This is a genomic window from Pseudomonas sp. AC247 (assembly GCF_979258015.1).
This window is the reverse complement of the sequence record NZ_OZ409829.1, coordinates 4,346,996-4,364,809: the sequence shown is the minus strand read 5'-3', so window position 1 is coordinate 4,364,809 and position 17,814 is coordinate 4,346,996. Positions and strand designations below refer to the sequence as shown.

The 17,814-nt window shown below is 59.3% G+C and carries 13 protein-coding genes and 2 tRNA genes; 4 read left to right on the top strand and 11 right to left on the bottom strand.

What is annotated here, in order from left to right; genetic code table 11:
- Nucleotides 1–864: 864 nt before the first annotated feature.
- From ACZZ0B_RS19820 to ACZZ0B_RS19805, 4 genes are all read right to left on the bottom strand, one after another.
- Nucleotides 865–2,160 (bottom strand): virulence factor family protein, encoded by a 1,296-nt coding sequence (locus ACZZ0B_RS19820; RefSeq protein ID WP_440093568.1) that lies wholly within the window; start codon nt 2,158–2,160, stop codon nt 865–867.
- Nucleotides 2,160–4,799 carry a bifunctional lysylphosphatidylglycerol flippase/synthetase MprF gene (mprF, locus tag ACZZ0B_RS19815; protein ID WP_064120803.1) on the bottom strand — a complete coding sequence of 880 codons (2,640 nt, stop codon included), beginning with the start codon at nt 4,797–4,799 and terminating at the stop codon, nt 2,160–2,162. Before mprF ends, ACZZ0B_RS19820 begins: the two co-directional genes overlap by 1 nt.
- Before the next feature lie 279 nt (nt 4,800–5,078).
- Nucleotides 5,079–5,155, bottom strand: a tRNA-Met gene (locus tag ACZZ0B_RS19810).
- A 222-nt stretch (nt 5,156–5,377) separates the two neighbouring features.
- Nucleotides 5,378–5,454 (bottom strand) — tRNA-Met (locus ACZZ0B_RS19805).
- A 280-nt stretch (nt 5,455–5,734) separates the two neighbouring features.
- Here ACZZ0B_RS19805 and dinB point away from each other — a divergent pair.
- Nucleotides 5,735–6,796 (top strand): DNA polymerase IV, encoded by a 1,062-nt coding sequence (gene dinB / locus ACZZ0B_RS19800; RefSeq protein WP_008083880.1) that lies wholly within the window; start codon nt 5,735–5,737, stop codon nt 6,794–6,796.
- Between the two features lie 127 nt (nt 6,797–6,923).
- Here the strand turns inward: dinB and ACZZ0B_RS19795 are convergent, their stop codons facing one another.
- The 4 genes from ACZZ0B_RS19795 to ACZZ0B_RS19780 all read right to left on the bottom strand — a co-directional run bounded on the left by ACZZ0B_RS19795 (nt 6,924) and on the right by ACZZ0B_RS19780 (nt 11,696).
- Nucleotides 6,924–7,877 carry a hypothetical protein gene (locus ACZZ0B_RS19795; protein ID WP_440093570.1) on the bottom strand — a complete coding sequence of 318 codons (954 nt, stop codon included), beginning with the start codon at nt 7,875–7,877 and terminating at the stop codon, nt 6,924–6,926.
- Between the two features lie 17 nt (nt 7,878–7,894).
- Nucleotides 7,895–9,610, bottom strand: coding sequence for a proline--tRNA ligase (locus tag ACZZ0B_RS19790; RefSeq protein WP_463546056.1), 1,716 nt, complete (start codon nt 9,608–9,610; stop codon nt 7,895–7,897).
- A 129-nt stretch (nt 9,611–9,739) separates the two neighbouring features.
- Nucleotides 9,740–11,299 carry an AmpG family muropeptide MFS transporter gene (locus ACZZ0B_RS19785; protein WP_440093573.1) on the bottom strand — a complete coding sequence of 520 codons (1,560 nt, stop codon included), beginning with the start codon at nt 11,297–11,299 and terminating at the stop codon, nt 9,740–9,742.
- A 43-nt stretch (nt 11,300–11,342) separates the two neighbouring features.
- Nucleotides 11,343–11,696: an MGMT family protein gene (locus tag ACZZ0B_RS19780; protein WP_008083886.1), complete on the bottom strand. Its 354-nt coding sequence runs from the start codon at nt 11,694–11,696 to the stop codon at nt 11,343–11,345.
- Nucleotides 11,697–11,861: 165 nt separating this feature from the next.
- Here ACZZ0B_RS19780 and ACZZ0B_RS19775 point away from each other — a divergent pair, with 165 nt between their 5' ends.
- Nucleotides 11,862–12,869, top strand: a complete 1,008-nt coding sequence (locus ACZZ0B_RS19775) for a DUF481 domain-containing protein (RefSeq protein ID WP_463546055.1) — start codon at nt 11,862–11,864, stop codon at nt 12,867–12,869.
- 153 nt (nt 12,870–13,022) lie between these two features.
- On the opposite strand, the gene ACZZ0B_RS19770 is transcribed toward ACZZ0B_RS19775, so the two are convergent.
- The gene (locus ACZZ0B_RS19770) at nt 13,023–13,232 is read right to left on the bottom strand and encodes a cold-shock protein (protein WP_002554837.1); all 210 of its coding nucleotides are present in this window, start codon (nt 13,230–13,232) and stop codon (nt 13,023–13,025) included.
- Nucleotides 13,233–13,586: 354 nt separating this feature from the next.
- Here ACZZ0B_RS19770 and dcd point away from each other — a divergent pair, with 354 nt between their 5' ends.
- Both dcd and ACZZ0B_RS19760 read left to right on the top strand, forming a co-directional pair.
- Entirely contained in the window at nt 13,587–14,153 is a 567-nt protein-coding gene (gene dcd / locus ACZZ0B_RS19765) for a dCTP deaminase (protein ID WP_008083888.1), read from the top strand.
- A gap of 108 nt (nt 14,154–14,261) precedes the next feature.
- Nucleotides 14,262–14,471: a hypothetical protein gene (locus tag ACZZ0B_RS19760; RefSeq protein ID WP_008083889.1), complete on the top strand. Its 210-nt coding sequence runs from the start codon at nt 14,262–14,264 to the stop codon at nt 14,469–14,471.
- Between the two features lie 106 nt (nt 14,472–14,577).
- On the opposite strand, the gene pdeM is transcribed toward ACZZ0B_RS19760, so the two are convergent.
- Nucleotides 14,578–15,231: a ligase-associated DNA damage response endonuclease PdeM gene (pdeM, locus tag ACZZ0B_RS19755; protein WP_463546054.1), complete on the bottom strand. Its 654-nt coding sequence runs from the start codon at nt 15,229–15,231 to the stop codon at nt 14,578–14,580.
- On the bottom strand, nt 15,228–17,717 hold the full coding sequence (locus ACZZ0B_RS19750) for a ligase-associated DNA damage response DEXH box helicase (protein WP_463546053.1): 2,490 nt from the start codon (nt 17,715–17,717) through the stop codon (nt 15,228–15,230). The genes pdeM and ACZZ0B_RS19750 overlap by 4 nt, the downstream gene beginning before the upstream one ends.
- Nucleotides 17,718–17,814: the final 97 nt, after the last annotated feature.

Here is a 17,814-nt window from a genome sequence, read left to right as displayed (position 1 = left end):
TCAATCACTGGGCAAGCAAGCAGGGCAAATAATGACTATGCCGGAGCGACCTGTGAGGTTGACGGTGGGTTTTTTGTTGTCGCGGATGGCACTTCCAGGCGCGGCAGTGGACAGCTGGCTGAAAGCTTCGTAAGCAGCATGTTAGCGGCTCATTCCACACAGATGGAGCAGGGGGGCTGTCCTACAGAGCCCGGAGGTATTGAGCGTCTATTGGGTTCAATACTGTCGGATTTCCATGCGTCGTTGCCTGCTGATCAGACGGGAGCCATCTGTTACCTGATTGGCTTGGTCGCCCATGGCCGACTCACCGTTGCATATGAAGGTGACTGTTCATGCGGGATTGTGACGCTGGCGGGAGCCATCGAGTGGATTACGCCACCTCACTGCAAGGCCAATTGGCGGCGCGACCGTTCGCACTGTGAGTTGGCGCAAGACCCCGCGCGAAATTCGGTAACACGATGTTTGAAGATCAATCGGGTTCCGAACCCTGATTTTGTTTGTTGTGCACTGGACGCTGTTGAGCGCTTGGTATTCGTCACTGATGGCTTTTGGGCGGACTTGACGCAAGCGCAGCAAAGCAGTTTGTTGGCGGCACCGAATAGCGACTTTAGCGTTGGCGACGATGATGTCACGTGGATAGATGTTCAGCTTGGCCAGCGAGACTGACGATTTACCTGAATACAGCGCCATCCCCTGTAGGAGTGAGCCTGCTCGCGATAGCGGTGTGTCAGTTGGCAAATAGGTGGCTGATACTCCGCTATCGCGAGCAGGCTCACTCCTACAGAAGAATGGGTTAATCGTCCGAGATGTAAAAAGCCCCCGCAACCGTGAAGTTGCGGGGGCTTTTTGTGGACGTGGCTCAGATCACTCTTCAGCGACCTGGCTCGCCGCTTGACGCTTCTCGATCAAGTCCACCAAGCGCTTGGCCAGCGCCGGGTAGTTCTCGTCGAAGTGGTGCCCGCCAGGCAGTTTCACCGCTTCACCGACTGCAGTCTTGTCCGTGCAGCCACTTTCATCGGTTTCTTCTTCACCGTAGATGCACACAACCTTCGCCGCTGGCAGCTTGGCCATTTCCGGGCCGGTGGCGGCTTCTTTGCCGGCGTTACCCAGCCAGCCTTCGACTTCGATTTCGAAGCTGCCGGTGCGGGCGAAGGCGAGCAGGATGATTGCGTCGACGCGTTGTTGCTCGGTGTCCGGCAGGCGGTTGTAGATCGCCGGCAACACATCAGCGCCGAACGAATAACCGGTGAGGATGAAGCGTTTGGTGCCCCATTTCTGCCGGTAGTGCTGCATCAGTTCGGTCAGGTCCAGCGCGCTTTGCTCCGGGCTCTTGTGCTGCCAGTAATAGCGCAGGGTGTCGATGCCGACCACCGGGTAGCCAATCTTGGCCATTTCGCCCGCCACGTCGCGGTCGAGGTCGCGCCAGCCGCCGTCACCGGAGAGGAATAGGGTCACGGTGTCTTTCGCTTGGCCGGCCGGCACTTCAACCACCGGGATCGCCAGGCCGCCATTGGCCTTGTCGCCGCCGACGAGAATCTTGCGCAGTTCGTTGTTCAGCACTTGCGGCAGGTTGATGTCGTAATCGCTGATGCTGGTTTCGGCGTTCGGTTGATCGCGCACGAAACCTGCGCTGGCGTCGTCCGGGTTGTCGTTCCACGCTACCAGCCAGTGGCCGTGGGCAGCGGATTTTGGCAGCAGGTGAGTGCAGCCACCTTTTTCCAGGGCAAGGTCGACGGAGATGGCCTGGGCCTTGTCGTCTTTCTGCTCAGACAACCAGCGCCAGGCCAGTACAGCGCCCGGGCCGATGCCGCTGACCAGCGTGGCCGGGCCGTTCAGTTCACGCAGACCCGATTGCAGGGCGCGGCTTTGCAGCAGGCAGTCCTTGGGCAGAATCACCTGAACGATCTGCGCCGAAGCGCTGCGGCTCAGGGTGGTCAGTTGTTTTTCAGAGAGTTTCTGGTCGTCATTGACAGCGACCAGCACCTGCGCCTTGGGCTTGGTGCCCGGGATAACGCGGGTCATGGCGGCGCCATCGGCCGGGGTCAGTTGTTCGACGGTCGGTTCCGGTGCCGGGCGTTTGAGGTACCAGTAACCGCCGCCGGCAATCACGGCCAGCACGATCAGTGCGGCCAGGATGTACTTCAGGGAGCGTTGAATCATCAGCGTTTCACCAATCCAGTCAAGCCGCCCGCGATCAGGGCAGCAGTGTCGGCCAGCGCCACCAGCGGATCGAGTCCGGCGGGCACGGCCATATAACGGGGTTCCCAGTCAGGCTGGAACTTGTCTTTGAAGCGGCGCAAGCCTTGGAAGTTGTACAGCTGCTCACCACGGCGGAAAACCATCGAGCCCAGACGCTGGGTCAGCGGTGCACCACGCCGGGGTTGCAACCCCGACAACGGCACCATGCCCAGGCTGAAACGCGCGTATCCGTGACTCTTATAGTGTTGAATCAGGCCGACCATCATGAATTCCATGGTCAGCTTGGGGGCGTCCGGGTGCGCGCGCATCAGGTCGAGACTGGCCAGGTCATGGCTGTACGTCTCAAGCAAGTTGGCGAACGCCACCGGGCGGCCTTCGAAGCGAATCACCGCGATGCGGAAATGCTTCAGGTAATCGTCGCTGAAACGGCCGAGGGAGAAGCCTTTCTCACGCACGTTCTTACCGGTCAGCCACGCATCGGAAATCACTTTCAGCTCGTCCATCGGCGCCTGACCGGGCTCGTGGATTTCCAGCGACAAGCCATCGCGGGTGCCACGGTTCCAGGTGTAGCGCAGGTCCTTCATCTCTTTGCCCTTGGCTTCAAGGTCAAAGCGAAGCAGGTCGACCCGGGCTTCTTCGCCGAGTTTGATCGCGGTCAGGCCGATGTCCATGTAGTACGGCAGGTTCTCCGCGCGCACCTGGTAGAACACCGGGCGGGCGTGGTGAATATCGCAGAGGTCGCGGAACTGCCAGATCATCTCGGCACGTTGCTGGCCGGGGCCGATCGGGTCGTACAGCGCCACCAGGCTGCGGCCACGCCGCGCGTACATCAGGAAGGCTTCGTCGTTCTGGTGAAACAGCAACGCTTTGTCACCGGTCAGCGCGAGGCCGCCGTCGGGCTGCGACGAGGCCATCAGGATCTTCGCCGCGCGATCGAGTTCGTCGGGTGTCGGCAGGTGAATGACCGGGCGCGCAGTGCGCAGCAGCCAGGTCAGTGCGATCACCAACAGCAGGACGGCGGCGCCGAGCAGCGAACGCAGGCCGCGCGGCGCGTCAGCATCCAGGGTGAACTGCCACCACAGTTGATGGCTGTACGGCACGTCTTGATAGGCGAATAGCAGCAGCCAGGTCGAAGCGCCGAGTACACAGAGGCTGGCCACCAGATACAGGGGGGAGAAGGGCAGTTCGGTCAGGCGGCTCGGGCGATAGAACGAGCGACGAAACACACCCAGCAGCGCAGCCGTCAGTGTCATCAGCGTCGCTTCTTCCCAGTCGAAACCTTTGAGCAGCGAGAGCAGGGCGCCAACCAGCAACAGAATGGTGGTTAGCATCCACGCGGCCGAGAGGCGACGACGCAGGCCTTGAGCGAGCATCAGGCAGAGCACGCCGATCAGGCTGGCGCCGAAGTGCGAGGCGTCGACCAGGCGATGCGGGATCAGAAAGCCAATGTGTTCCAGACGCGTGTCGATCTCGGGTGTGGCGCCGGAGAACAGCAGCACCACGCCGGACAGGAATACCAGCACCGCCAGAATCGGTGCCGCCAGACCAGACGCTGCACGCATGGTCTGAGTCTGAAACAGGCGCTGACCTTCATTGATCAGCAGGAATACGCAGGCCACCAGCAACGGCAGCACCACATAGATCAGGCGATACAGCAGCAGGGCGGCGGCCAGTGGTGCGGCACCGAGCTTGTCGGCGAAAGCGGCCAGCAGGATCGCTTCGAACACACCCACGCCGCCGGGTACATGGCTGAGCACGCCAGCCGCCAGTGCCAGCAGGTACACCAGCAGGAACGCACCAAACGGCGGCGCTTCCGGCAGCAACAGATAAAGGACAGTGGCGGCAGCCGCAACGTCGAGGGCGGTAATGATCAGTTGCAGGAACGTCAGACGACGCCCCGGCAAGCGCAGGGTGCGGCGGCCAACCCTGACCAGCAGGTTGTCGCGCAACGGTTGTTCCGGCAGGCGTCGACGGTAGATGCCGATAGCCAGCACTGCGCCAAGCAATAGCACGACAGCGGCGACAGTGCCGAGCAGACCTTCGGACAAACCCAGCGCCTGAGAGGCAGCAGGCAGGTCACTCAGCGTCGCCAGCGCTGCCAGTGGCGGCAAGGCGCAGCCCAGCGACAGACTGGCAAACAAGGTCATGTGCGCGACTTCCGAAGCCCCCAGACCCAGCCGTGCATATAAACGGTAGCGCACCGAGCCGCCGGAGAGCAGCGACAAGCCGATGGCATTGCCGATCGCAAACGCGGTGAAACCGCCCAGCGCCAATGTGCGCGGTGGCAAAGTCACACCGGCATAGCGACTGGCCGACCATTCATAGCCCAGCAGGATAATGAAGCCGACCACGGTCGCGCCGAACGCACCGAGCAGGGCGGGTTTCGGCACGTCGAGAATCGAGTCGTGCAGCGCATCGAGATCGAGTTCGGCAAGCAGATGGCGACAGGCAATCAGCGCAATGGCAAACAGCAGCAGTGTGACCGCCAGACCGATCGGTTGACGGTATTTGCTCAACCGATCCAGCAAGCGCAAGCGCTCGGGTTTGATCGGGTGTTCCGCTGTGACGGTGTCTTGTGGATCAGACGAGTTGGCGCGCATCAATCACCTCTTGGATTGTGCGCGACAGGATGGAGGTATCCAGCCAAGTTACCAATCCCTGTAGAAAAAAATAATCACAAAATACTACGCCTCTCACCGCGTATCGGCGAGGGCAGTTCCTGGATTGCAGACGTCTTGCCTGCGACTCAAGCATAGTCGCAAGTCGGCGAGTCTGATGATCCCCAGCGGTTCACTGCACAGTGACAGATCATTGTTGCGAAAGGACTTTTTCAACAGATACAAAAAAGGCCACTCTTTCGAGTAGCCTTTTTTGATGTTTGGTTGCGGGAGCCGGATTTGAACCGACGACCTTCGGGTTATGAGCCCGACGAGCTACCAGACTGCTCCATCCCGCGTCTGTGTGGCGGCATTCTACAGACGAACGACGGGGTGTCAACCGCTAATCCCATAAAGGGTCAAATAAGTGTGCATTCGCGTCAAACGGTCGCAGGTGGCGCGTTAAGTTTCGGAAATGCAAAGAATTCCTGTTTGGCGATCGCATCTCTATAAGAGAAGGAAACCCACAAAACAGACACGCACAAAAAAGGCCACTCTTTCGAGTAGCCTTTTTTGATGTTTGGTTGCGGGAGCCGGATTTGAACCGACGACCTTCGGGTTATGAGCCCGACGAGCTACCAGACTGCTCCATCCCGCGTCTGTGTGTCGGCATTCTACAGAGGAACGCCGGGGTGTCAACCCGCAATCTGGATAAAATCTGTTGAGGTTCAATTGGTTAGCGTTGTTTTTCGGGTGTTTTTCAGGCTGCAGAGCAGGCGGGGCAAGGCTTTCAGCTCTATTGAAGGTCGTTTGTCGATTGAGAAAATAAATTCAAAGCGATTTTCCTACACGTGGAAAAGAACATTCATACCACTGGTGCTATATACAGGTGTCAGTGAGATACTGCCGATCCGGCTCGCCACGTTTCCTTTTCTGACATGACTCAGCGAAAAATCATCCACATCGACTGCGATTGTTTTTACGCCGCCATCGAGATGCGCGATGACCCGCGTCTGGCCGGCAAGCCGTTGGCGGTGGGTGGTTCGGCGGATCGGCGAGGGGTGATCGCCACCTGCAACTATGAAGCGCGGGCATACGGCGTGCGTTCGGCGATGGCGTCGGGGCATGCCCTGAAGCTGTGCCCGGACCTGACCATCGTCAAACCGCGCATGGACGCCTATCGCGAGGCGTCAAAAGAAATCCATACCATCTTCAGCGATTACACCGACCTGATCGAGCCGCTGTCGCTGGATGAAGCCTATCTGGATGTGTCGGACAGCGCGCATTTCGGCGGCAGTGCCACGCGGATTGCCCAAGACATCCGTCGGCGAGTCTCCAATCAATTGCACATCACCGTGTCTGCGGGTGTGGCGCCAAACAAGTTTCTGGCCAAAATCGCTAGCGACTGGAAAAAGCCCAATGGCTTGTTCGTGATTACCCCGGATCAGGTCGAAGACTTTGTCAGCGGCTTGCCGGTGAGCAAGTTGCACGGTGTCGGCAAAGTCACGGCTGACAAACTGGGCAAGCACGGCATCGTCGACTGTTCGCAGCTGCGCGAGTGGGAGAAATTGGCGCTGGTGCGTGAATTCGGCAGCTTCGGTGAGCGCTTGTGGAGTCTGGCGCGTGGGATTGATGATCGCTTGGTGCACAACGACAGTCGGCGTCAGTCGATCAGCGTGGAAAACACCTACGACGTCGATCTGCCGGACTTGCGCAGTTGCCTGGATAAGTTGCCGGAGTTGCTGGAAACCCTGAAAACCCGCATGGCGCGGATCGACAGCAGTTATCGGCCGGGCAAGCCGTTCGTCAAAGTGAAGTTTCATGACTTTACCCAGACGACGCTGGAGCAGGCCGGGGCAGGGCGGGATCTGGGCAGTTATCAGTTGATGCTGACGCAGGCGTTCAATCGTGGCGGGAAACCGGTGCGGTTGTTGGGGGTTGGGGTGCGGCTGGAGGATTTGCGCGGCGGGTTTGAGCAGATGGAGTTGTTTGAACGGTAGATTTGCGGCGTATGGCAGATAGTCATCGCGGGCAAGCCCGCTCCCACAGTGTTCGATGGTGAAACACATATTGTGTGAACACCCATAAACCTTGTGGGAGCGGGCTTGCCCGCGATGCCTTTAGCTTTTAGTTCGGTCCCGGATCCGCAACCAGACGCCCGGCATCCTTGGTCAAAGACTTGAGAAACTCAGCTTGTAACTCAGGATCGTTACGCGTCAGTTCAATCAGGCTTTGTTCCAGTTCGCTGGCTTCTTCTTCCAGACCCAGTTCCGAAAGACGTTTGACCCGGTGTACCCACTGGCTCACTTCGTCGTCTTCCAGGTCGTCATAAATCAGCCCGTGCGCTTCGAGCAACTTGCCACGCAGGTGACTGCTGATCGCCAGGGATGAGTCTGAATGCACGTCATCCTTAGCGTCCTCGACACTGATCTGCAGTTTGCCGACGTAATTGAGGTCATGCTCAGCGAATGGGCTGTCGAGCAGGTTCACACGCAGCACGCCGTTGCGGTCGGTGGTCATGTCGAAGGTCTGTTTGCCAGCCTTGACCTGCACCGGCCGCTCGCTCCACGGCAGGCTCGAATACTCCGTGCGCTTGTCGCGCTGGACTTCATCGATACCTGCAAGGTTTTGCTGCGCACGGCCGTTGGACTGCACGTTCATGAACGGGTTGAGCCCGGCAAAACCGTAACTCAGCCAATCCTTGGTCACGCTGTCCGGCAGGTTGCCGAGTGCAAACACGTTGACCACGTTGGCGCCGACGCCACCGACCACCGCCACCACGCCCAGCGGAATCTCGTAGACCTCGCGCCAAGGCTGGTAAGGCGTGTAGCGATCGTAGCGACGCGTCACTTCGAACTCGGTGACTTCAAAAGTCTTCTGTTCGTTGATCTTCACGCGTCGCTGCGGCAGCTCAAGCTCCTTAGGCTCACCGACATCAATCTGCAGGCTGTGGTCGAGCAATTTACGCTCGACCCGCTCTTCGTGCTCGCTGCGCTGTGACATGTGATTGGCACAGCCGCTGACCAGCAGGGCGCCGCACAGGGCGGTGCCACCGAGGCCTAAGGTGTTTCGCTTGAACATGACGTCTCTATCTGGTTTCAGCGGCGGATACGGGCCTGAAGGAAGGACAGTACGTCGGCGACCGGCAATGCTTGCGCTTCGCCTTCGGTACGACTCTTGTATTCCAGGTTGCCTTCGGCGAGGCCGCGGTCGCTGACCACGATCCGGTGAGGAATGCCGATCAGTTCCATGTCCGCGAACTTGATGCCCGGGCTGGTTTTCTTGTCGCGATCATCCAGCAGCACTTCGAAGCCGGCCGCCGTCAGTTCGGCGTACAGCTTGTCGGTGGCTTCGCGCACCTGCTCGGTTTCATAACGCAGCGGTACCAGCGCGATCTGGAACGGCGCCAGGGTGTCGCTCCAGATGATGCCGTTGGCGTCGTTGTTCTGCTCGATGGCCGCAGCCACCACGCGGGAAACGCCAATGCCGTAGCAACCCATTTCCAGGGTCACTGGCTTGCCGTTCTCGCCCAGCACTTCGCACTTCATCGCCTTGCTGTACTTGTTGCCCAGCTGGAAGATGTGCCCGACTTCGATACCGCGTTTGATTTCCAGCGTGCCTTTGCCGTCCGGGCTTGGGTCGCCGGCGACAACGTTACGCAGGTCAGCCACGGTTGGAACTGGCAGATCGCGCTCCCAGTTCACGCCGAAGTAGTGCTTGTCGTCGATGTTCGCGCCGATGCCGAAGTCGCTCATCAGCTCGACCGAGCGATCGATGATGATTGGCAGCGGCAGGTTCAGCGGGCCGAGCGAACCGGCACCGGCGCCAATGGCGTCACGCAGTTCGGCGTCGGTGGCCATGACCAGCGGGTTGGCAACGCCTGGTTGCTGGGCAGCCTTGATTTCGTTGAGTTCGTGGTCGCCACGAATCACCAGCGCGATCAGCTTGCCTTCTTCTTCGGCGCGCACGATCAGGGTCTTGATGGTCTTTTCAATCGGCAGATTGAATTTTTCCACCAGGGCTGCGATGGTTTTGGTGTCTGGCGTATCGACCAGACGCAGCTCTTCGGTCGCAGCGGCGCGCGAGGTTTCGCGTGGCACTGCTTCAGCTTTTTCGATGTTCGCTGCGTAGTCGGAACCGTTGCTGAAAACAATATCGTCTTCGCCGGACTCGGCCAGCACGTGGAATTCGTGGGAACCAGCGCCACCGATCGAACCGTTGTCGGCTTCAACCGGACGGAATTTCAGGCCCAGACGCGTGAACACGTTGCAGTAGGCTTCATGCATGCGGTCGTAGGTAGCTTGCAGCGAAGCCTGATCCGCGTGGAAGGAGTACGCGTCCTTCATGATGAATTCGCGGCCGCGCATCAAACCGAAGCGTGGACGGATTTCGTCACGGAATTTGGTCTGGATCTGGTACAGGTTGATTGGCAGCTGTTTATAGCTGCTCAACTCGTTGCGCATCAGATCGGTGATCACTTCTTCGTGGGTCGGGCCCGCGCAAAAGTCACGACCGTGGCGGTCTTTGATGCGCAGCAATTCAGGGCCGTATTCTTCCCAGCGCCCCGATTCCTGCCACAGCTCGGCCGGTTGGGTGCTCGGCATCAACACTTCCAGAGAACCGGCAGCGTTCATTTCTTCACGAACGATGGCTTCAACCTTGCGCATCACCCGCAGGCCCATGGGCAGCCAGGTGTACAGGCCGGAGGCGAGCTTGCGGATCATGCCGGCGCGCAGCATCAGCTGATGGCTGATGACGACCGCATCGGAAGGCGTTTCTTTCTGTGTGGCGAGCAAAAATTGACTGGTGCGCATGGTTGGCCGTTGTCGGTTGCTATGACTGGAAATGACGGAGCAGTGTACCGGCGAGTTTTGCTGACGTACAGAAGTGTGGCCGGCGGTGGGGTCCAACGGCGGGATTCCTCCCGCCATTGGCGAAATGTCTTACGACTCTTCCGCGACCGGCGTTGGTACAGGCTCGGGCTTCGGTGTCGGGCCTTCGCGGCGGCTCTCTTGAAACCAGTGCAAGGCGATCAGCACCAGTGTCGGCACGCCCAATAGCGCGGTGATAAGGAAGAAGCTGTGGTAGCCGAATTTCTCGACCAGAACGCCGGAATAGCCGCCCATCAGGCGCGGCAGCAGGAGCATGATCGAGCTGAGCAGGGCGTATTGCGTAGCCGAGAACTTCAGGTTGGTCAGGCTCGACAAATAGGCCACGAACGCCGACGTCGCGAGGCCCGAGCTGAAGTTGTCGAGGGAGATAGTGACCACCAGCATCTGCAGGTCCGGGCCCATGTCGGCGAGCATTACGAACAGCAGGTTGGTGGCTGCCGAAGCGACACCACCGATAAACAGAATCGGCAGAATGCCGAAACGCACGATCAGCAGGCCGCCCATGCCGGCGCCGACGAGGGTCATGATCAGGCCAAAGATCTTGCTGACACTGGCGATCTGATCCTTGGTGAAACCCTGGTCGATGTAGAACACGTTGGCCATGACGCCCATCACCGTGTCCGACATCCGGTACGTGGCGATCAGGCCGAGCAGCAACAGTGCCTGCCAGCGATAACGCAGGATGAAGTCGTTGACGGGAGTCAACACCGGCGCCAGGCCACGGCGGCCCATGGTCGACAGGCACAGGCCAGTCAGCAGCGTATAAAGAATGGCGCGCAGGAAAGCACGGTCTTCCAGCAGCAGATCAAGCGGACTCATATTGCCGAACAACACACCGGCGAAATCAGTGTTGTAGAGTTGCGTGAACATCGCCGGCACGGACACCAGCAGGATGATCAGCACAAACACCGACATCAATTGATGCATGAAGGTGTAGCGCCCGGCCTGCAATTGCGTGCGCAGTGGCACTGGCGGCTCGCGCATGAACAGCGTGGTCAGCAGCGCCGGTATCATCAGTGCGCCGAACAGCGCATAAGTGCCGGCCCAGGCCGAGTGTTTATAGTTGAAGCCCGTGGAGCCAAAGCCTTCAGCGAAGAACAAGGCGCCGGCAGTCGCCAGCAAGGCTGCCACGCGATAGCCCGACATATAACTGGCGGCGAGGGCCGCCTGGCGGTTGTCTTCGGCGATTTCCAGGCGATAGGCATCCACCGCGATGTCTTGAGTGGCGGAGGCGAATGCGACGACAACGGCGATGGCGATCAACCACGACAGGTGTTTCTGTGGGTCACAGAAACCCATGCCGATCAGCCCGAGTATCACCAGCACTTGTGAGAGCACCAGCCACGAGCGGCGACGGCCAAGCTTGCCCAGCAACGGCAGGCGCCATTGGTCGAGCAGGGGTGACCAGACCCATTTGAACGCATAAGCCAGGCCGATCAGGCTGGCATAGCCGATCGTTTCACGGGCTACGCCGGCTTCACGCAGCCAGACAGAGAGCGTTGAAAACACCAGCATGTACGGCAGGCCGGCAGCGAAACCGAGCAACAACAGCACGAGCGTCGAAGGACTGGCATAAGCAGCTAGCGCGGCGCGCCAGGTTTTACGGGGCATGGGCTGAAGTCTGCCTCAAGATTGCGAAAACAAAGCGCGCACTCTAACCGCTGTGCTCTACCGGACGCCAGCCATGGCGCTGAATATCCACACGATTATTCCGGACGGTGATGCCTTCCGTGCGTAATCGCGCCCGTTGTTCATCACCCGACGGGCTGCCCACTGGCAGGCTGATCCGACCGCCGGCGCCCAGTACGCGGTGCCAGGGCAGTTTGGTATCGCCGGGCAACTGACTCAGCGTGCGGCCGACCCAGCGAGCGGCGCGCCCCAATCCGGCGAGTTCGGCCAGCTGACCATAGCTGACGACTTTGCCCTCGGGCACTTGTGCGAGGGTCGAGTAGAGCGCCGTGCGTCGGATTTGCGCATCGTTTTCAACGCTGTCGAGCGGGTCTTTCACGTGCGCGGTTCCTGAGCATGAACAGTTTGATGGCTTTCAGAGTAATCCGTGATCGGGTAGTTGAGAAATGAACTCATCGGAAATAGTCCGGTCAGTCCTTGTCAGGGTCTTATTCCTACGGATAATGCCGACCTTTTTTCGCAAACTTGAGCCTTCGATTCGCTTATGTTGTCCAGATCCCTGCTGTGCCTTGCTGTTTTCAGTGCGTCCACGCCCCTGCTTGCCGACACCGTCTGGTTGAAGAACGGTGACAAGCTGAGCGGCACCATTACTGTGTTCGACGGCGGCAAGCTGTTGATTCAGACCAAATACGCCGGGGCGGTCACGATTGACTGGAAAGAGGTGAAGACGCTCGACAGCGATCAGCACTTGCTGGTCAAGCAGGATGCCTACTCCGGTGAGGTGTCGAAGTCGCTGACAGCGGCGGAAGATGGCAAGGTCACCCTGGCCAATGGTGAGGCGCCGAAGACCGTCGAACTGGCAAGCATTCAGCAGATTCTCAAACCGAAACCGGTGGTCGAGGATCTGGTCTGGAAGGGCAATGTCGATCTGGCGCTGGACTATCAGCGGGCCGAGAAGGACACCGATGATTACGATGTCGGTTTCAAGACCACGGCGCGGCACGGTCGCTGGCGGCATATCGCCGAGGGTGAGTACAACCGCGAAGTGCAGGATGATGTAACGACCACCGACAACTGGCGCGCTGAATATTCCCTGGACCGCTTCCTCACGGATCAATGGTTCTGGCAGGGCCGTCTGAACTACAAGCGTGATCACATCGAAGAACTGGCTCGCCAGCGTGTGGTCGGTACCGGTCCGGGCTACCAATTCTGGGACGATGAGCTGGGCGCGTTCTCTCTGGGCTCTCTGCTTAACCGCACGGATTACGAATATCGCGATGGCAGCAAGGATAACTTCTATTCCGTCGCCATGAAGTGGGACTACAACCGCTACCTGATCGGCAAGAAGGTCGAGTTCTTCACCAATGGTGAAGTCGGCAAGCCGCTTTCGGGCGTGGCTGATTACGCGCTGGATGCCGAGATGGGCTTGCGCTACAAGGTCACGGAGTGGGCTTCGCTCAATCTCAAGGCTGAGCGTGACATCATCAGTGGCACCAATGATGCTGACTTGAGCAAGACCCGCTACACCGCAGGGTTTGGCGTGGCCTGGTAAGGCATAAAGCAAAAGATCGCAGCCTTCGGCAGCTCCTACATTTAACCCAGTAGGAGCTGCCGAAGGCTGCGATCTTTTTTGGCTGCGCAAAACAGACGCCCACAAAAAAGCCCCGCTTTTAAGGGCGGGGCTCTTTTCTAAAGAAGCTACAAGTTAGATAACTTGTACTTCCTCAGCTTGCATGCCTTTCTGACCGCGGGTAGCGATGAAAGAAACCTGTTGGCCTTCTTTCAGGCTTTTGAAGCCGTCGGATTGGATAGCTTTGAAGTGAACGAACAGGTCGTCACCGGATTGTGGGGTGATGAAGCCGAAGCCTTTTTCATCGTTGAACCACTTAACGGTACCGGTTTGGCGATTAGACATGGTGTAACTCCTTGAACAAAGATAACTGCGACTCAGGAAGAACCCTGGCCGAGACTGAGTGCAAAGAGCAGGAAAAATTCTTGTAGATGGTTGGATCGAAATTCAACATATCGTGTAGAGATTCTCAGTGACACAAGCAGCACAGTGGCGCCACCTTAACCCTTTTTCCGGAACGTGCCAATGCTTCTTGCGAAGGTTTCTTCGATTTAGGGATCGGCGGTGTGACGGTTCGTCGCCAGACCGCGTAAATCATGGGGGATCGCCGAGAATTGCAGTGCGCACTTTGAACGAGGCGGCGCGCCCGGTAAGATGCCGGACAGAATTTTTCCACCTCGCTATTCAGGACACCCCGCCATGAGCATCAAATCGGACAAGTGGATTCGCCGCATGGCGCAGGAACAGGGCATGATCGAGCCGTTCGTCGAGCGCCAGGTGCGCGGCAGCGACGACAGCCGGGTGATCTCCTACGGTGTGTCGAGCTACGGCTACGACGTGCGTTGCACCAATCACTTCAAGGTGTTCACCAACATCAACTCGTCGATCGTCGACCCGAAAAACTTCGACCCGGGCAGCTTCGTCGACGTCCACAGTGATGTCTGCATTATTCCGCCGAACTCCTTCGCCCTGGCCAGCACCGTTGAATACTTCCGCATTCCGCGCAACGTATTGACCATCTGCCTGGGTAAAAGCACCTACGCGCGTTGCGGCATCATCGTCAACGTGACCCCGCTTGAGCCTGAGTGGGAAGGTCACGTGACCCTTGAGTTCTCCAACACCACCAATCTGCCGGCAAAAATCTACGCCAACGAAGGCGTGGCGCAGATGCTCTTCCTCGAATCCGATGAAGAATGTGAAGTTTCCTACAAGGATCGCGGCGGCAAGTACCAGGGCCAGCGTGGCGTGACTCTGCCGCGTACCTGATTGGGTCCATCCGGCGGATGTCGGGAATTCTTTGGCGGGCAGACACTCTATGGGGTGTACTGCCCGTTTTTGCTTGAGGCAAAACGGGCCTTCGCCGAGGAGTGCTTTATGAAGATCGATCCGCATATCAGTGCCGAGCTGGCAAGGCTTGAGCCCAATCAGATTGGCGTTTTGGCCTGGTCCTTGTTGGCACAACCAGCCTTGAGCATGGCCGGTGGAATTCCCGGTCAGCCTGACCCCGACACCCCCAACGAACAGCCAACCGAGCCGGGTGAGCCAACCCTGCCGGACGAACCGCCACCGGCCCCGGTCGCTTGATCACCGCGTAGCTTGTACTTTTGTAGGAGCAAAGCTTGATCGCGAAAATGTCCGCTCATCCACCACGGATGAGTCAGATAGATCGCTTCGCGAGCAAGCTTTGCTCCTACAAGGGCCAAATTGCGTCGTCGCCGATGACGAAGATCCTGCAATTGCTGTCTTTTTCTACCGGATAACCGCCGGTAAACGCGCCGAACGCCGGCAGCAGACTGATGCGTTCGCCTAACCTGAAACACGCCAGCCGCAGACTCTGCCGGCCTTTGCCGTGCAGCCGATAGACCGGATGTACGTGGCCGGCCAGTACATGCCGTTCAGCATGCGGATCCGGTTCGTGTTGCAGCGCAAACGGCCCAAGTAGCATCGGCTCGGGCACCACGCGGATTTTCAATGACGCGGGTGGATCGCCAGCGCGCTTGTCATGATTGCCGCGAATCAGTGTCATCGGCAGATCAACGTGGCGTGAGCGCCACTGCGCCAAGGCGCTCATGGTGCCCGAGGCATGCGAACCGGGGCCGTGAAGGAAGTCGCCGAGAAATATCAATTGCCGACAGGGCAGCTTCGCCAACAGTTGATCAATCACCGCGATGTTACTCGCCGTGGTGCCTTGCGGAACAGGTTGGCCGAGGCTGCGATAGGCAGCGGCCTTGCCGAAATGCACATCGGCGATCAGCAGCGCCTGTTGCGCCGGCCAGTACAGGGCTTTTTCCGGCAACAGCCAGAGCTCTTCTCCCGCCAGGCGCACAGGGTAGGGCGCGCTCATCGCAAGCCACCCTGGTCAGCGCTTTTCTCCAGATCACCGACCATGCGCCTGATCCGGTCAGCGAGCTTTTCCGAGCTCATGCTTTCGCGCATACGTTCCACCAATAGCGGAAACCCCAAAGGCGTAGGACGCTTGATCATATGCACGTCCAGTTTCATCGCGTTGATCCGTTCCAATGTCTGTTCCAGGCGACGAATATCCAGTTCCTCACGCAGGACTTCTTCCCCGGCCTGCGCCAGCAACAGGTTATCGGCGTCATATTGTTTGAACACTTCAAAAAACAGTCCGCTGGAAGCCTGCACCTGTCGGGTGCTTTTCGGTGCGCCGGGATAGCCGGCGAACACCAGCCCGGCAATTCGCGCGATTTCGCGAAAGCGTCGCAGGGCCAGTTCGCCGGCGTTCAGGCTGGCCAGAACGTCCACTAATAAATCATCGGCATTGAACAGCTCGGCATTCAAATGCTCGGCCCAGTCGATCGGCGTGGCGCTGAGCAATTCCAGACCGTAATCGTTCACCGCGATGGAAAACGTCACGGGCTGGCGCTGACTGACGCGCCACGCCAACAAGCTCGCCAGCCCCAAATGCACCTGACGCCCGGCAAAGGGATAGAGGAAAAAGTGCCAGCCCTCGCGGGACTTCAGAACCTCGGCCAACAGGTTTTCGGTCGTCGGCAAACCCGACCAGCGCACCTGTGTTTCCAGCAATGGTCGCAAGGCCTGCATTTCCGGGCCAGCAAACTCACCTTGCGCGGCGGCACTGAAACGCCTGACCACGGCTTCGGCCAATTCGTTGGAAAGTGGCATTCGCCCACCATTCCAGCGCGGTACGGCGGCTTTTTTCGCGGTGCTGCGTTTGACGTAAGCTGTCATGTTTTCGACGCGCACCAACTCCAGCAAACGCCCAGCGAATAGAAATCCATCACCAGGTTTGAGCCGGGCAATAAAGCCTTCCTCAACACTGCCCAACTGCTTGCCGCCGCCACCCTTGCTCCAGAATTTCAGGTTGATGCTGGCGTCGCTGACGATGGTGCCGACACTCATGCGGTGGCGCCGTGCCAGGCGCGCATCCGGCACTCGCCAGACGCCGTTTTCGTCCGGTTCGACCCGGCGATAATCCGGATAGGCTGTCAGAGACATCCCGCCATGGCGTACGAAAGCCAGCGCCCAGGCCCAATCCGCAGGCGTCAGGTCGCGATAAGCCCAGGCACTGCGGACTTCTTCGTACAACTCATCAGGCAGAAAACCGCCACCGAGAGCCATGCTGACCAGATGCTGCACCAGCACATCCAGCGGTTTGTGCGGTGACCGGCGCGGTTCGATGCGCCGTTGCTCGACGGCGTCGCGGGCGGCAGCGGCTTCGATCAGTTCAAGACTATGCGTCGGCACCAGCGTCACCCGCGAAGTACGGCCCGGTGCGTGCCCTGAGCGCCCGGCGCGCTGCATCAAGCGTGCGACACCTTTGGCCGAGCCGATTTGCAGCACCCGTTCGACCGGTAGAAAGTCCACACCCAGATCCAGACTTGACGTGCAGACCACGGCTTTCAGAAGACCATCCTTCAAGGCCTTTTCGACCCAGTCGCGGGTGTCACGGGACAGTGAACTGTGATGCAGCGCGATCAGCCCGGCCCAATCTGGCCGGGCCTCCAGCAAGGCCTGATACCAGATTTCCGACTGCGCCCGGGTATTGGTGAACACCAGTGTGCTGGCGCAGGCATCCAGCTCGGCGACCACCTGCGGCAGCATTTTCAGACCGATGTGCCCGGCCCAGGGAAAACGTTCGGTGGACGGTGGGACAAGGGTGTCGACCTGCAAGGCCTTTTCGCTTTGACCCTGCACGCTGATGCCGCCGCCCTGTGGGATCAGCACCTGCTCGGCGTGGGATTGGTTACCGAGGGTTGCAGAAACGCCCCAGACAATCAGATCGGGTTGCCAGTGACGCAGGCGGGCGAGGGCCAATTGCAGTTGCACACCACGTTTGTTGCCGAGCAGTTCGTGCCATTCATCAACGACGATCATGCATAGCGACGAGAGCGCGATTTGCGCGTCGGCGCGGGCCAGCAGCAAAGTCAGGCTTTCCGGCGTAGTGATCAGCGTGGTCGGCAGGCGCCGGCTCTGGCGGGCGCGTTCGCTGCTGCTGGTGTCGCCGGTGCGCAGGCCGATGCTCCACGGAATCTGCAGATCGTCGACCGGCGTTTGCAAGGCCCGCGCGGTGTCGGCGGCGAGGGCGCGCATGGGCGTGATCCACAGCACGGTCAGCGGTTCGGCCGGTGATTTGCGTTTGCGCGAGGTTTCGACAATGGCAGCGGGCTTGGCGAAGCGATTGAGCGCAGCGAACCACACTGCATAGGTTTTACCGGCGCCGGTACTGGCATGCAGCAGACCGGATTCGCCACGTTTGACGGCTGCCCATACCTGTTTCTGAAAGGCGAACGGCTTCCAGTCGCGGGCGCTGAACCAGGTTTTTGCGTGGTCGGTAGATTTCGCCATGCCGGCTGCGCGCGCTCTGGAGGTGTTCTTCCAGTGACCACGCCAGTTAGCGAAAGGTTTAATCAGGATGCCAGTGTAGGAGCTGCCGAAGGCTGCG